We start from the raw sequence: 13,182 nt of genomic DNA, 5'->3' as shown, positions 1-13,182 counted from the left end.
AGATAAGCAGCTCGATTAAAATTATGTGTTTTTTAGGGGGATCTAAATGGATGTACTGAAAGAAGTTTTGGGTGTTATTGCAGAAAGATTAGATGTAGCTGAGGAAGAAATTAAACTGGACTCAACGTTCAAAGATGATCTAGATGCTGATTCATTAGATGTTGTTGAATTAGTAATGGAATTTGAAGATACATTTGATATGGAAATTCCGGATGAAGATGCAGAAAAGATACAAACTGTTGGAGATGCGGTTAAGTATATTGAAGAAAATAAATAGTTCAAAATGTTACAAGAAATGCACTAGGTTAATAACTCCTAGTGCATTTCTCATTACCCGCTTCAACCGATTAAATATGTAGGGTGTTTTGCTTATGTTAATCTTTAGTAAAATAGAGTCTGACGAATGGGAAGATAATGACATGCATAAGTGCATAACTTATATAAGTAATTGATATAATCGCAGGATAATAAATGATTTTCGTATCGTTTCCTTGATCATACTACAGTTTTATGTAGTTTTACAATCAGAAGTGAATCTAGTATAACTATTATCGTAGAAAAATACTAGAGGAGGAATTATTTTGAAGCTTTCAAAAATAACAAAGGGGGTAGGAACAATTGTTTTATCAGTGTCGTTGTTGGCTCCAACAACGATCAGTGCAGAATCAAGTCATCCTGTAGAGAAATCTCCTTCTATTGAAAAATTTGAAAAGGAAAAGGAAAAGATAATTTCAAAACAAATGAAATTGTACAACAGTATGGACGAGGATCAAGCTAAAGGTTTAAGTGAGTCAGGAAAAGAAAAATTTAAACAAAAAATCATTGATAAAAGAGAAGACTCCATCGAGAAAAAGTTAGAAAAACTTAACGAAAAATATGGTTGGGAGAAGGTTAAACAACCTTTTCAAATAATGCCTTTAACGTACTCATCTGATATGGATATGGATGGAGATTTGTATGTATCTCATTACGATGTACATATAGATATGATGGGAGATATGTATGGGTTGGTTCATTAGATCCATATGGTAATTCCGAAGATATCGCTTCTGCTAGTGTTAATACTACAATAGATGTCGATCAAACATTTGCGCATACATATGATAATATTGGTCGAGTTACTGGTACAGAAGTAAATGGTGATTCATCTGGACACGTTTCATTAAGGACTTCCTCAGAAGGAAATGGTGTGGCGTGGAATGTTAGGGATGGGAACTATGATATCGAAGGATATTAAGTTTACGCAACAACAAGACTAGAGGTAACAATGTACTTTGGTCCTCCGGGAGAAAGTTTTAAAGTATTCCCTTCTTATGTACATGATTGGACTGAGCGGAAAACTAACGTTTCTGGTTCAATCGGTTTCTCAGGCTTTTCACCAAGCGGAACGCTTAATGTAAGTACATCAACTGTTCCGTATTCATGGTCCCGTTCAAGGAACATATTCTTCTTCGTCCTCTGCAATTGCTCAATGATTTAACTTTTAATTATACTTAAAGCCCTGTAGTATATAAACTATAGGGCTTTATTTTTGGAGGAGATAAATATGAGATTGCCTTTTATAATTATTCTAACATTAATTTTTATAGTAGGTTGTTCAGAAGAAGAAATTCCTACATTAGAAGGAAATATCAACGAGTACAGTAAAAATAAAGAAACTATTCTTAACTACTTTGATAAAGAAAACATTGTTGTTTTTCAATACATGAAAAATCATAATAAAATTGTTGTATTAGGGGGAGTTAAAAATAACACTGAATATATCGGAAATAAAGAAGTTGCAGTCACAATAAATGGAACCGATAATTCTGATTTAGCTTTTTTCTATAATGATCAATATATTCATCCGATTTCAAAACGTCAATACGTATGGGGGATGGTTAAGGATACTGATGTATCGGAGGTTACTATTGAATATTTCAATGATGAACAACTTGTTTTCTCTGACAGCACGGGGATCGTGAATAATCTATTTTTAACGGAACTCATTGTGGATTCGGAAGGACCGTATAAAAGGAAATTTGTTTTAAAAGGTCCGGAAGGTGAAGTTATAGAAGAAATTAATGAATTCTGATTAGAAATAATATATTACTCCTCTACTAAATGGTAAAATATAAATAGGTAGAAGCACTACAGAAATTTATTTTTCTGTAGTGCTTTTTTGTGAATTAAAAGGGGGATGGATCTTGAAGAAAATAATATTACCTGTTTTGTTAGGTGCTGTAATGATAGCTGGGTGCAGTGAACAAACCGATAAAACGAATAGTGATGTTGATGAAAAAATTCGGATGTAGTAGAACAACAAGAAGATATAAAAGTGGGAAAAAAGGAACAAAAAACGGTGTATGGTAATTCAGGAGAAGTTTCACCAGATAAACTTACTGTTTTAGAAATCGGTGAAACAGGAACGATAGAGTCAACTATTGGTGATTATAAGGTAACTGTTAAATCTGCGGAATATGTGCCTTCTCCAAATTATGAAGAAGCCTCTGCGGTAAAGTTAGTCGTGGAAATAGAAAATTTAACGGTTGAACCAAAACAGTCAGTAGGAGATATTTATTTCTATAATTTTTATAATAAAGCATCTGTTGTTGATCAATCTGAATCACATACTTTGACTCAAAGAATAGTGGCTGATTTTGATTTAGTTCGTCAGACCTTATGAACATTCTCATCATAGATGGGTTGTCGCCCTCCGACCTATCCCTTTCCGTATCCAAGGACGTAGGATTGGTTCAGCCGACTTCACCTAGCTTCATACATGAGTTCCCTACGAGGTTCTTATGCATGCAGGAGTATTAAGGTGAGGGTTTCAGCTCAACATGACGGCTTTCATTCCCCTCTTCAAACATATAGTTGTGATGACCGAAGTCATCCCTCTGTTTCATGATTTCCACTTATAAGAGAACGTTTCGCACGCTGCGTAGTATAGGTCTACTACGTAATACTAGGGTAAATCAATTGTAGCTAGGAATAGCATTAATTGGACAAAATTATTCTGTGGTAAAAAGTATGTCAGGGGTGGTGCATTTCAATGACTGTAATCACTGCTAAAATAAATGACACATTAAATGGAAATTATCATCCCAGTATTTAGTGAACTGCACCCTCTAGTACCAAGACTTCTTTTATTCATTGTCGTGATTTTATACGGTAAAGGTAAATAATAAAGAGCCAAAATATACAGTCTAATGAATAAAACAATGTACATTTTAGCTCTTCTTGATAATGGAGTTATTGAACTAAAGCCCAGTTATAGTGAAACGATTCACAAAAAATATCATTACTACTTCATTTCAAAACGATTATAAAAGTAATAATTAATCTGATATAATTTATAGAAAGGTGGTGTTCCTTATGTTAGAACAAAACAATGAACCCAAAAGAAAATATGAGTGGTTAGGTAAGTGGGCTAAGATGACTGGTGAACGGGCTAGAATTGATGCAAAAGCTAATAACACATATATCGTATACGAAAAAGACGGAAAGCTTGTGAAGGAATTTCCTAGTGGAGATATTGTTCCATTAAATAAAAACGGTGAATCTTAATGCATATCCACAGACCGATATTCTATATATTTGCAGGTAATAACGGAAGTGGTAAAAGTACACTACGCAGCTTAATTATTGATAAAATAGGTGTTGATATTAATATTGATCCAGATGCTATTGCACGAAGGATCGATCCAGAAAATCCTGAGAAAAATAGAGTATCAGTGGTAAAGAAGTGATTAAGTCAGTCAGTAATTATATTAAAGAGGGAAAAGACTTTTCAATTGAGACGACCCTTGCTGGTAAAAATGCTATTAGACAGATTCAAAAAGCTAAAAATGAAGGATACGAAATAACGATGTTTTATATTGCACTTAGTAACGTCAGTCAAAACATCGAAAGGGTTTCAATGAGAGTGGAGAATGGTGGTCATGACATCCCAACTGAAGATATTATCAGAAGGAATAACACTTCATTTAAGCATCTATATGACTGTGCGTATATGATTGATAACCTTGTATTGATTGATAACAGTGAGGATGATGGGAAAATTGTGCTTGAAGTAAATAATGGGATTATTACTTTCGAAGCAACAAACCTTCCTAAATGGTCACATCTCGTTCAGGAACAGTTCAGAAAAGATTAAATGATCAAGCCGATTTTCTGCTTTAATAAAATCGGCTTTTATTACCTTCCCGAAGAGCAAATATAGAAAAACCCTTATTGGAGATGAGAGGCAGTTATATAGTTTAAGAAAATGTAGACACAATAAGAGACTGCCTTTGTTAAGCAATCCTCCTGTTAGTGAAATAATTTATTTTAGTTTAAAATATAACACACTTTGACCTATAAGCTTTCTTTCATCTTTTCATAAGTATTGAACTGCATATTGTTTTCCAACTTCTTCTTCACCAACTTGAATATTTAACGTAGAACTATCAGTGCTAATTTTTTCTCCCGATATCGAGAGGGACTTACAGAAGTTTAAAAGAAATTTAAATACATTTTCAAGCTTACAAAACTTACTCCCGAATTACTTCATACATTAATTGATTGGATAGAAATTAACGCAGATGGTACAGCTAGCATTCATTATCGTTTTAAAGAACTAGCTGTACCTCTCGCTTCAACTTCTATTTAGTTATTTTAACTCTATCAACGCCACGCACTCGACGTGATTCGTCTGTGGAAACATGTCGACTGGTTGGACTTCTTTGACATCATATCCTCCGTCGACGAGAATTCGTAAATCCCGTGCAAGTATCGATGGGTTACAGGAAACGTAGACGATCCGTTGAGGTTTCATCTTTAACATGGCATTAAGCAGGTCTTCCTCACAGCCTTTTCGTGGAGGGTCGACAACAACGACATCTGGTTGAAGGCCTTGCGCTCGCCACCATGGCATGATTTTTTCTGCTTCCCCGACAAAAAATTCTGCATTGTCGATATTATTTAGCTTTGCGTTCTGCTTTGCGTCATCAACGGCTTCAGGTACAATTTCAACTCCATAAACTTTTTTTGCTTGTTGAGCCAAGAATAAGGAAATCGTACCAATCCCACAATAGGCGTCGATAACAATTTCTTTTCCTGTCAGTTCTGCATATTCTAAAGCTTGATCATATAATACCTTTGTTTGCACAGGGTTTACCTGATAAAACGACCTTGGGGATATAGCAAACGAAATGTCTCCAATACTATCTTTAATGTATTCCTCACCCCATAGGATATGGGTTTCATCCCCCATGATGACATTGGTTCTTTTGAAATTAATGTTATGCGCAATGGACTTCACATTAGGAAACGCCTCCGTAATTTCTTCGACGATTTTCTCTGCATTAGGAAGCTTTTTCGTTTTCGTGATGAGAACTACCATTACATCTCCCGTCTGTTGACCAGTGCGAACCATAATATGTCGAAGCACCCCTTGATGGGAGTCCTCATCATAAACTGACACATTATATTTCTGAGCAAGACGACAAACAGCATCTACTAATCGGTCATTGGTTTCCTGTTGAATAATACAAGTGTCCATGTCGATGATTCGATGACTTTTCTTTTGATAAAAACCAGCCTGTACTTCTCCGTCCTTTGCTTTCACTGGCATTTGAACCTTATTTCGATAACGCCAAGGATCCTTCATTCCTTTGACAGGATGTACAGGAACGTCCGGAAGTCCACCTAATTTGCGAAGAGAATCTTTCACTTGTTTTAGCTTCATTTCAAGTTGACGTTCATAGCTCATATGCTGAAGTTGGCAACCACCACACTGTTCATATACCGGACATGGTGGATCAACCCTATGCTCGCTTTCTTCAAGAATCTCTTCTATTTTTCCAAATCCATAGTTTTTCTTCACATGGATTACTTTAATTTTTGCTTTTTCACCAGGAAGGCCATAAGGAACAAAAAGTGGGTAACCATTTACCTTAGCGACACCTGAACCTTCATGAGTAAGATCTTCAAATGTACCGTTAATAACTTCATTTTTTCTAACGGGTGCAGATTGTTTTGACATAATAATCCCCTTTATTAAATTGCATTCTATGAACAGTTTACCCTTATTCTTTTAGAACAAAAATAAAAAGTATGATAAGAAAAACTCGGCTTATCACCACGTCCTAATGGCGAAAGCCTTAGTTTTTCTTATACTATCAACCAACAAAATTTATAAATTCTGATAGTACGAAAGAAAAGACAGCCAAAAGATGACTGCCTTTTTATGATGAAATACGCTATTCAGATTCGAGTTCAGATGATGTCCATTTCTCTCTTGGGACAAATATTTCAAGATGGCGCGTTAAATTGACAAATTTCCCGGGCAATAATCCACCATATTCACCATCTAGATTTAATTGCATCTTTTCCGACGTTTCGACAGTAATATTTTTGGCCTTTGTATAGATCACATGTTCATCGGAAATATGGTTCCCTTTGATTGCTAGGGATGCGACTCGAATAAAATCAGCAAGATTCACTTTCTTCAATATGAGTAAATCAAAAAGTCCATCATCCATCGCCGAATCCGGGGCAAGTCTTTCAAACCCACCAACAGAGTTCGTATTCGCAATAAGAAAGAGCATGATTTCCCCTTCGAAAAAATTACCATCATATTCAATTCTGACATCCGTTGGTCGAATCGATGGCATGAGCATTTCTAGGCCTTTCAAATAGTACGCAAGTTGACCTAGCATTGTCTTTAACTTACTTGGAACCTCATAGGTTAACTCCGTGAGTTTCCCCCCACCAGCTATATTAATAAAATAATGATCATTTGCTCGTCCAATGTCTATAGGCTTTGATAGACCTTCTGCAATGACTTCAGTTGCCTTTAGAATATTACGTGGAACTCCAATTGCTCTAGCAAAATCATTCGTCGTTCCAACTGGGATGATACCTAACTTCGGTATGTTTTCTTGTTCAGCCAGGCCATTAGTGACCTCATTAATAGTTCCATCGCCACCGGCTGCAATGACCACATCAAACCCACGATTGGCAGCCACAATAGCTGCTTGTGTGGCATCCCCTTCTCCCGCAGTACAATGAGCTGAAGTCTCATATCCAGCTCTTTCTAGGATCTGCATGACATCCGGCAACTCCCGTTTAAATGCCTCACGCCCAGATGTTGGATTGTAAATAATTCGGGCACGTTTCATATCCAAGACTCCCTTACTTTACATCATCTATATATCCTTATACATCATAGACCTTTTTCATACGTTTGAAAAGTTAGATCATTTTCCAAAAAAAATACCCTACATGAACGGGCACCCAACTTTAAAGCAAGCTTCACCTACAGGATGGAAAGTTTAATGTTTTATTTTCATGGGAGTATTACCCCACCCAAATCTTAAGTAAAACGAGAAGAGTGAGTGGGGGATAAACTTTCCACAAATGTCCGATTGGTTCAAGGGCTTTTAGGGCATACCCTTGGGTGCTAACAATAAGCGGGGGACGAGAAACCCCAGTGGTTGAAGTTTCACTTTATATACTTATCACACCTAGAAGTTAGCGTTTTTCCAATTCTGAAGTTAAAAGCTGGTTAACCATTTGTGGATTGGCTTGTCCTTTTGTTTCCTTCATCACTTGACCAACCAAAAATCCAACAGCCTTCTTCTTTCCATCTTTGAAATCTGCAATAGATTGAGGATTTTTGTCCAAAATTCCTGTAATAATTTCTCGAAGCTGGCCTTCGTCAGAAATTTGGACAAGTCCTTTTTCTTTGACAATCTTTTCAGGATCTCCTCCATGCTCCACAAGTTCTGCAAATACCTGCTTTGCAATTTTAGAAGAAATTGTTCCATCTTCTATAAGTCCAATCATCTTTGATAATCCTTCTGGTGTAATTGGAAGATCATGAAGCTCTTTATTTTCCTTGTTCATGTATCCAGAAAGCTCCCCCATAATCCAATTCGATGCCTGTTTCGGATCTGCATTATAGGAAATCGTTTCTTCAAAAAAGTCCGACATTTCCTTTGTAGCTGTTAAAACTTCCGCATCATAGGAAGGTAAGCCAAGTTGGTTTATATATCTCTCTTTACGAGCATCTGGGAGTTCAGGAATTTGGGCACGTTCGCGAGCCTTCCACTCCTCATCAATATATAAAGGAACAAGGTCAGGCTCAGGAAAGTAACGGTAATCATCGGAGCCTTCTTTTACACGCATAAGAATCGTTTCTTTTGTCGCTTCATCATACCGGCGTGTTTCCTGCTGAATTTCTCCACCGGCTAAAACAACTTCACGCTGACGCTTTTCTTCAAACTCCAATCCTTTTTGAACAAAATTGAACGAGTTTAAGTTTTTCAATTCTGTTTTGGTTCCAAATTCTTTTTGACCAGCAGGACGAATGGAAATATTGGCATCACATCTTAAAGAGCCTTCCTCCATCTTACAGTCAGAAACTCCTGTGTATTGAATAATATTTTTCAATTTTTCCAAATATGCATAGGCTTCTTCAGGTGTACGAATATCTGGTTCAGATACAATTTCCACTAAAGGCGTCCCTTGTCGATTTAAGTCCACCAAGGAATATCCATCACTACTGTGCGTGAGTTTTCCTGCATCCTCTTCCAAGTGGAGACGAGTAATTCCAATTTTCTTCTTTTGGCCATTCACCTCAATCTCAATCCAACCATGTTCCCCAATCGGTTGATCGAACTGAGAGATTTGATATGCCTTTGGATTGTCAGGATAAAAATAATTTTTTCTGTCGAATTTTGTGTGTGTAGCTACCTCGCAGTTTAGCGCCATGGCTGCACGCATAGCATAATTAACGGCTTGCTCATTCAATACTGGTAAGACCCCTGGATATCCAAGTTCAATCGGACTAATATTCGTGTTTGGCTCAGCTCCAAAAGCATTGGGACTTGCACTAAAAATTTTGGAGTTTGTTTTCAACTCTACATGGACTTCTAGTCCAATGACCGTTTCAAATTCCATTTACTTCGCCCCCTCTAGCATAGGCTTTTGTTTATGATGATCGGTCGCTTGCTCGAAGGCATGCGCCACTCGATAGACCATACTCTCATCAAAGTGCTTACCAATAATTTGCAGTCCGATTGGAAGACCTGTTGATGACATACCACAAGGAATAGAAATTCCTGGTACCCCAGCAAGGTTCACAGGTATCGTCAAAATATCATTCACATACATAGTGAGAGGGTCCTTTGTGTTTTCCCCAATTTTAAATGCTGGTGTTGGCGAAGTAGGTCCAACAATCACATCGTATTTCTCAAAAACTTTTTCAAAGTCTTGCTTAATCAGTGTGCGAACCTTTTGTGCCTTTTTATAATAAGCATCGTAATAACCAGAGCTTAAAGCAAAAGTTCCTAGCATAATACGACGTTTCACTTCGGCCCCAAAACCTTCACTTCTAGAACGTTTGTACATCTCGATCATATTTTCAGCTTCCTTTGTACGAACCCCGTAACGAACACCATCAAACCGGGCAAGATTCGCGGAAGCTTCAGATGAAGATAATAAATAGTAGGTAGCTACTGCAAAACGAGAGTGTGGAAGCGAAACTTCTTCCCAGGTAGCACCTAATTTTTCATATTCCTTCAGTGCTTGAAGGACGGCCTCACGCACCTCATGATTCACACCAGAACCTATATATTCAGACGGAACAGCAATCTTGAGTCCTTTCACATCTCCAGTAAGAGCTTCAAAGAATTTTGGAACATCAACGTTAGCTGAAGTCGAGTCCATTTTGTCATGTCCAGAAATGATTTGTAAAATATACGCATTGTCCTCAACGTTCCTTGTAATCGGTCCGATTTGGTCAAGGGAGGATGCAAATGCAATAAGACCAAAACGAGAAACCCTTCCGTAAGTTGGTTTCAATCCAACCACTCCACAAAAGGAAGCTGGCTGGCGAATGGATCCTCCAGTATCTGAACCAAGCGCAAATGGAACTTGTCCGGATGCGACCGCTGCTGCAGATCCACCCGATGATCCTCCTGGAACATGATTTAAATTCCATGGATTTTTGGTTGGGTGGTAGCCGGAATTTTCATTGGAAGAACCCATTGCAAATTCATCCATGTTAAGTTTACCCACTGTTATCGTGCTAGTTTGTTGAAGCTTTTGAACAACTGTTGCATCATAAAGCGGGTCAAGGAAGTTATCAAGAATCTTACTCCCAGCAGTGGTACGTAACCCTTTTGTTACAATATTATCTTTTATTCCTACAGGAATGCCGAACAACGGATTCTTTGTTTCTGTTTTAGGCTCGTTATCAAGAGCTTTTGCTTGTTCACGAGCTGCTTCCTCATTTAATGTAAGAAATGCTTTGACTTGGTTGTCCACTTCATGAATTCTTTGGAATGAGGTATCCACTAAATCCGTTACAGAGATCTCCTTTTTATGTAACCATTCCTGCAATTCTGATAACTTATGATCAAATAAATTCATCTGCGCCTTCTCCCTCCCTTACTCTAAAATAGATGGAACTCTAAATTGTCCATCTTTATGATCCGGTGCATTCTTCATGGCTTCCTCTTGAGTAATCCAAGACTTCGCCTCATCTTTCCGCAATACATTTTTTAAATCCAACACATGGCTCGTCGGTTCCACATTTTCTGTATTCAGCTCATTCAACTGCTCAGCATAGGTAATGATGGCATCTAGGTCCTTGGTTAACCGTTCTACTTCATCTTTAGTAACGGCCAGCCTCGCTAGGTGTGCGACATGTTTTACCTGCTCCTCACTAATTCTCGACATGGTACACCTCCACAATTTTCTTCTGTTTCCATTATCACATAATACTTGATGATACCAAAAAACATGGGTGAAGGGCAATGATTGAGGGGTGGTTTGGGGGATTTGCACGTTAAATTTTGTTCTTTATGCGTCTAGCTGAGATCCGCGCGTCGATTATTGGGCGGCGTGCGCCTGTTTGAGTGATTTGCGCGTCTACTTTCACTTGGCGTGCGTCTACTCGAAATCCGTGCGTCGATTCTTGGGCGGCGCGCGTCTGTTTGAGTGATTTGCGCGTCTACTTTCACTTGGCGTGCGTCTATCCTAAATCCGCGCGTCGATTCTTGGGCGGCGCGCGTCGGTTTAAGTGAATTGCGTGTCTACTTTCACTTGACGTGCGTCTACTCGAAATCCGTGCGTCGATTCTTGGGCGGCGCGCGTCTGTTTGAGTGATTTGCGCGTCTACTTTCACTTGGCGCGCGTCTATCCTAAATCCGTGCGTCGATTCTTGGGCGGCGTGCGTCTGTTTGAGTGATTTGCGCGTCTACTTTCACTTGGCGTGCGTCTATCCTAAATCCGCGCGTCGATTCCTATGCGGCACGCGTCTGTTTGAGTGATTTGCGCGTCTACTTTCACTTGGCGTGCGTCTATCCTAAATCCGCGCGTCGATTCTCGGGCGGCGCGCGTCTGTTTGAGCAATTTGCGCGTCTACTTTCACTTGGCGTGCGTCTATCCTAAATCCGTGCGTCGATTCTTGGGCGGCGTGCGTCTGTTTGAGTGATTTGCGCGTCTACTTTCACTTGGCGTGCGTCTATCCTAAATCCGCGCGTCGATTCTTGGGCGGCGCGCGTCTGGCTTTTATTAGTATCAAAGCCGGTTAATTCATTGTTTAAACTTTGGATTAACTGTTGGATATCTAAAACATATTTTACACTATTTCCTTTTCCGACCATCTTAAAATTAAGTTGTTTTAGCAATTTATTTGCTACTGTTCTTGAGCTTATTTGAAGAAAGTCTCTTAGTTCACTATTGGATATAGATGTTTTAAAAAGGAGGGCATATTCCAAAAGCGCGGCTATATGGGCATTATTATCGGAGTAATTGCAAGATGGGCAGTACCACTGTCCCTTGCGTCTCTTTAAATTATCAGTTGAACATTGGGTACAGATAACCCCAGTACTAATATCTTTTTGCTGAATTCCGTATTTTTCAAATATATTTGGATGATAAGGGCAATTCTGTTTGATCAACTGCTGCGATACTTTCTTTAATTCTTTAACTGATATTTTTTCCTTTTTGTATTTTTCTTCCAATGAATAAACCCTTTGAACAAACTCTTCACTATGAATTACATTTTTGTAATAATTAGATTCTCCAGTTGTTCGTAATAATGTGTTTTGATTTGAGAACACAATTAAAGTTTCAATTGGAAGTGTTGGGAATTTGTTTTTAATCAACCATTCTTGAAATCTGAATCTCTGCCGTTCAACTTGAATAGTAGGATCAGAAAAACATTCTTCGATGTCATTCCATTTCCTTATCATTTGTCGAAAATTTGGATCTAATAGAATGGTACCTGCCAGGTTTTTGACTTCAACAATGAGGAAAAATTCAGAAGAGAGAAGAAGGATGTCCATTTGAAAGAATTTATTACTGTCTTCAAGCCTGATGTTAAACAAAATTCGGTACTTTTTACTATCTAAAAATCCTAAAAAATAATCCATTGACTTTTCCCCAGCAAAACCACTATTAGCGTTCCTCCGATCCGTCTCAATATCTTCCATTCTTGGATGTGGGACACGCAGCCGCTTTTGTAAAAGTTCAAGTTGCCTTAAGTAAATAGGTTTCTCGCATGGCTTGTCTATCAATTTATTATGCCTCCTTTTTATTTAATAAATGAGTTCCACAAATTAAGATAATTTCCTTCTATTTGTCGAATGGTTTATTTTACTTTTAAAAATTAATTCATCATTTTGAATGATGATAGTCCACTAAATTCGTACCGGTCAACAATCCGCACGTCGATTCTTGGGCGGCGTGCGTCTGTTTGAGTGATTTGCGCGTCTACTTTCACTTGACGTGCGTCTACTCGAAATCCGCGCGTCGATTATTGGGCGGCGCGCGTCTGTTTGAGTGAATTGCGCGTCTACTTTCACTTGGCGTGCGTTTGGCTGAAATCCGTGCGTCTATTCTCGGGCGGCGCGCGTCTGTTTGAGTGATTTGCGCGTCTATTTCCACTTGCCGTGCGTCTGGCTGAAATCCGTGCGTCTATTCTCGGGCGGCGCGCGTCTGCTTGAGTGATTTGCGCGTCTACTTTCACTTGGCGTGCGTCTACCCTAAATCCGTGCGTCGATTCTTGGGCGGCGCGCGTCTCTTTGAGTGAATTGTGCGTCTACTTTCACTTGGCGTGCGTCTATCCTAAATCCGTGCGTCGATTCTTGGGCGGCGCGCGTCTGTTTGAGTGATTTGCGCGTCTACTTTCACTTGATGTGCGTC

General features: G+C 38.7%; 14 protein-coding genes. 7 read left to right on the top strand and 7 right to left on the bottom strand.

Annotated features, from left to right (window positions below; genetic code table 11):
• Positions 1-46 precede the first annotated feature (46 nt).
• Together acpP and RZN25_01980 are read left to right on the top strand one after the other, a co-directional pair.
• Positions 47-277: an acyl carrier protein gene (gene acpP, locus RZN25_01985; GenBank protein MEQ6375605.1), complete on the top strand. Its 231-nt coding sequence runs from the start codon at positions 47-49 to the stop codon at positions 275-277.
• Positions 278-581: 304 nt separating this feature from the next.
• Positions 582-1,019, top strand: a complete 438-nt coding sequence (locus RZN25_01980) for a hypothetical protein (protein ID MEQ6375604.1) — start codon at positions 582-584, stop codon at positions 1,017-1,019.
• A 292-nt stretch (positions 1,020-1,311) separates the two neighbouring features.
• On the opposite strand, the gene RZN25_01975 is transcribed toward RZN25_01980, so the two are convergent.
• On the bottom strand, positions 1,312-1,443 hold the full coding sequence (locus RZN25_01975; GenBank protein MEQ6375603.1) for a hypothetical protein: 132 nt from the start codon (positions 1,441-1,443) through the stop codon (positions 1,312-1,314).
• A 103-nt stretch (positions 1,444-1,546) separates the two neighbouring features.
• Here RZN25_01975 and RZN25_01970 point away from each other — a divergent pair, with 103 nt between their 5' ends.
• From RZN25_01970 to RZN25_01950, 5 genes are all read left to right on the top strand, one after another.
• Positions 1,547-2,074 carry a hypothetical protein gene (locus RZN25_01970; GenBank protein ID MEQ6375602.1) on the top strand — a complete coding sequence of 176 codons (528 nt, stop codon included), beginning with the start codon at positions 1,547-1,549 and terminating at the stop codon, positions 2,072-2,074.
• A 243-nt stretch (positions 2,075-2,317) separates the two neighbouring features.
• Entirely contained in the window at positions 2,318-2,665 is a 348-nt protein-coding gene (locus RZN25_01965) for a hypothetical protein (protein MEQ6375601.1), read from the top strand.
• Positions 2,666-3,357: 692 nt separating this feature from the next.
• A complete protein-coding gene (locus RZN25_01960; protein MEQ6375600.1) occupies positions 3,358-3,549 on the top strand; it encodes a hypothetical protein in 192 nt (63 codons plus the stop codon).
• Positions 3,549-3,731, top strand: a complete 183-nt coding sequence (locus tag RZN25_01955; GenBank protein ID MEQ6375599.1) for a hypothetical protein — start codon at positions 3,549-3,551, stop codon at positions 3,729-3,731. The genes RZN25_01960 and RZN25_01955 overlap by 1 nt, the downstream gene beginning before the upstream one ends.
• On the top strand, positions 3,728-4,138 hold the full coding sequence (locus RZN25_01950; GenBank protein ID MEQ6375598.1) for a hypothetical protein: 411 nt from the start codon (positions 3,728-3,730) through the stop codon (positions 4,136-4,138). The genes RZN25_01955 and RZN25_01950 overlap by 4 nt, the downstream gene beginning before the upstream one ends.
• A 495-nt stretch (positions 4,139-4,633) precedes the next feature.
• Here RZN25_01950 and rlmD read toward each other — a convergent pair whose 3' ends face one another.
• The 6 genes from rlmD to RZN25_01920 all read right to left on the bottom strand — a co-directional run bounded on the left by rlmD (position 4,634) and on the right by RZN25_01920 (position 12,554).
• Positions 4,634-6,007, bottom strand: a complete 1,374-nt coding sequence (gene rlmD / locus RZN25_01945; GenBank protein ID MEQ6375597.1) for a 23S rRNA (uracil(1939)-C(5))-methyltransferase RlmD — start codon at positions 6,005-6,007, stop codon at positions 4,634-4,636.
• A 217-nt stretch (positions 6,008-6,224) separates the two neighbouring features.
• Positions 6,225-7,145: a diacylglycerol kinase gene (locus RZN25_01940; GenBank protein MEQ6375596.1), complete on the bottom strand. Its 921-nt coding sequence runs from the start codon at positions 7,143-7,145 to the stop codon at positions 6,225-6,227.
• A gap of 352 nt (positions 7,146-7,497) precedes the next feature.
• Entirely contained in the window at positions 7,498-8,928 is a 1,431-nt protein-coding gene (gatB, locus tag RZN25_01935; GenBank protein ID MEQ6375595.1) for an Asp-tRNA(Asn)/Glu-tRNA(Gln) amidotransferase subunit GatB, read from the bottom strand.
• Positions 8,929-10,401: an Asp-tRNA(Asn)/Glu-tRNA(Gln) amidotransferase subunit GatA gene (gene gatA, locus RZN25_01930; protein MEQ6375594.1), complete on the bottom strand. Its 1,473-nt coding sequence runs from the start codon at positions 10,399-10,401 to the stop codon at positions 8,929-8,931.
• A gap of 18 nt (positions 10,402-10,419) precedes the next feature.
• Positions 10,420-10,710 (bottom strand): Asp-tRNA(Asn)/Glu-tRNA(Gln) amidotransferase subunit GatC, encoded by a 291-nt coding sequence (gatC, locus tag RZN25_01925; GenBank protein MEQ6375593.1) that lies wholly within the window; start codon positions 10,708-10,710, stop codon positions 10,420-10,422.
• Between the two features lie 710 nt (positions 10,711-11,420).
• Positions 11,421-12,554, bottom strand: coding sequence for a nuclease-related domain-containing protein (locus RZN25_01920; protein ID MEQ6375592.1), 1,134 nt, complete (start codon positions 12,552-12,554; stop codon positions 11,421-11,423).
• Between the last annotated feature and the right edge of the window lie 628 nt (positions 12,555-13,182).

Source organism: Bacillaceae bacterium S4-13-56 (assembly GCA_040191315.1).
Taxonomy (GTDB): domain Bacteria; phylum Bacillota; class Bacilli; order Bacillales; family JAWJLM01; genus JAWJLM01.
The sequence above is the reverse complement of the archived record's forward strand: the minus strand, read 5'-3'. Positions and strand labels throughout refer to the sequence as shown.

Bases quoted from the DNA above. Each gene is read 5' to 3' on its own strand.
- RZN25_01940 (MEQ6375596.1), bottom strand. From the start codon at position 7,145: ATGAAACGTGCCCGAATTATTTACAATCCAACATCTGGGCGTGAGGCA.
- gatC (MEQ6375593.1), bottom strand. From the start codon at position 10,710: ATGTCGAGAATTAGTGAGGAGCAGGTAAAACATGTCGCACACCTAGCG.
- gatA (MEQ6375594.1), bottom strand. From the start codon at position 10,401: ATGAATTTATTTGATCATAAGTTATCAGAATTGCAGGAATGGTTACAT.
- RZN25_01955 (MEQ6375599.1), top strand. From the start codon at position 3,549: ATGCATATCCACAGACCGATATTCTATATATTTGCAGGTAATAACGGA.
- RZN25_01975 (MEQ6375603.1), bottom strand. From the start codon at position 1,443: ATGTTCCTTGAACGGGACCATGAATACGGAACAGTTGATGTACTTACA.
- rlmD (MEQ6375597.1), bottom strand. From the start codon at position 6,007: ATGTCAAAACAATCTGCACCCGTTAGAAAAAATGAAGTTATTAACGGT.
- gatB (MEQ6375595.1), bottom strand. From the start codon at position 8,928: ATGGAATTTGAAACGGTCATTGGACTAGAAGTCCATGTAGAGTTGAAA.
- RZN25_01970 (MEQ6375602.1), top strand. From the start codon at position 1,547: ATGAGATTGCCTTTTATAATTATTCTAACATTAATTTTTATAGTAGGT.
- acpP (MEQ6375605.1), top strand. From the start codon at position 47: ATGGATGTACTGAAAGAAGTTTTGGGTGTTATTGCAGAAAGATTAGAT.
- RZN25_01960 (MEQ6375600.1), top strand. From the start codon at position 3,358: ATGTTAGAACAAAACAATGAACCCAAAAGAAAATATGAGTGGTTAGGT.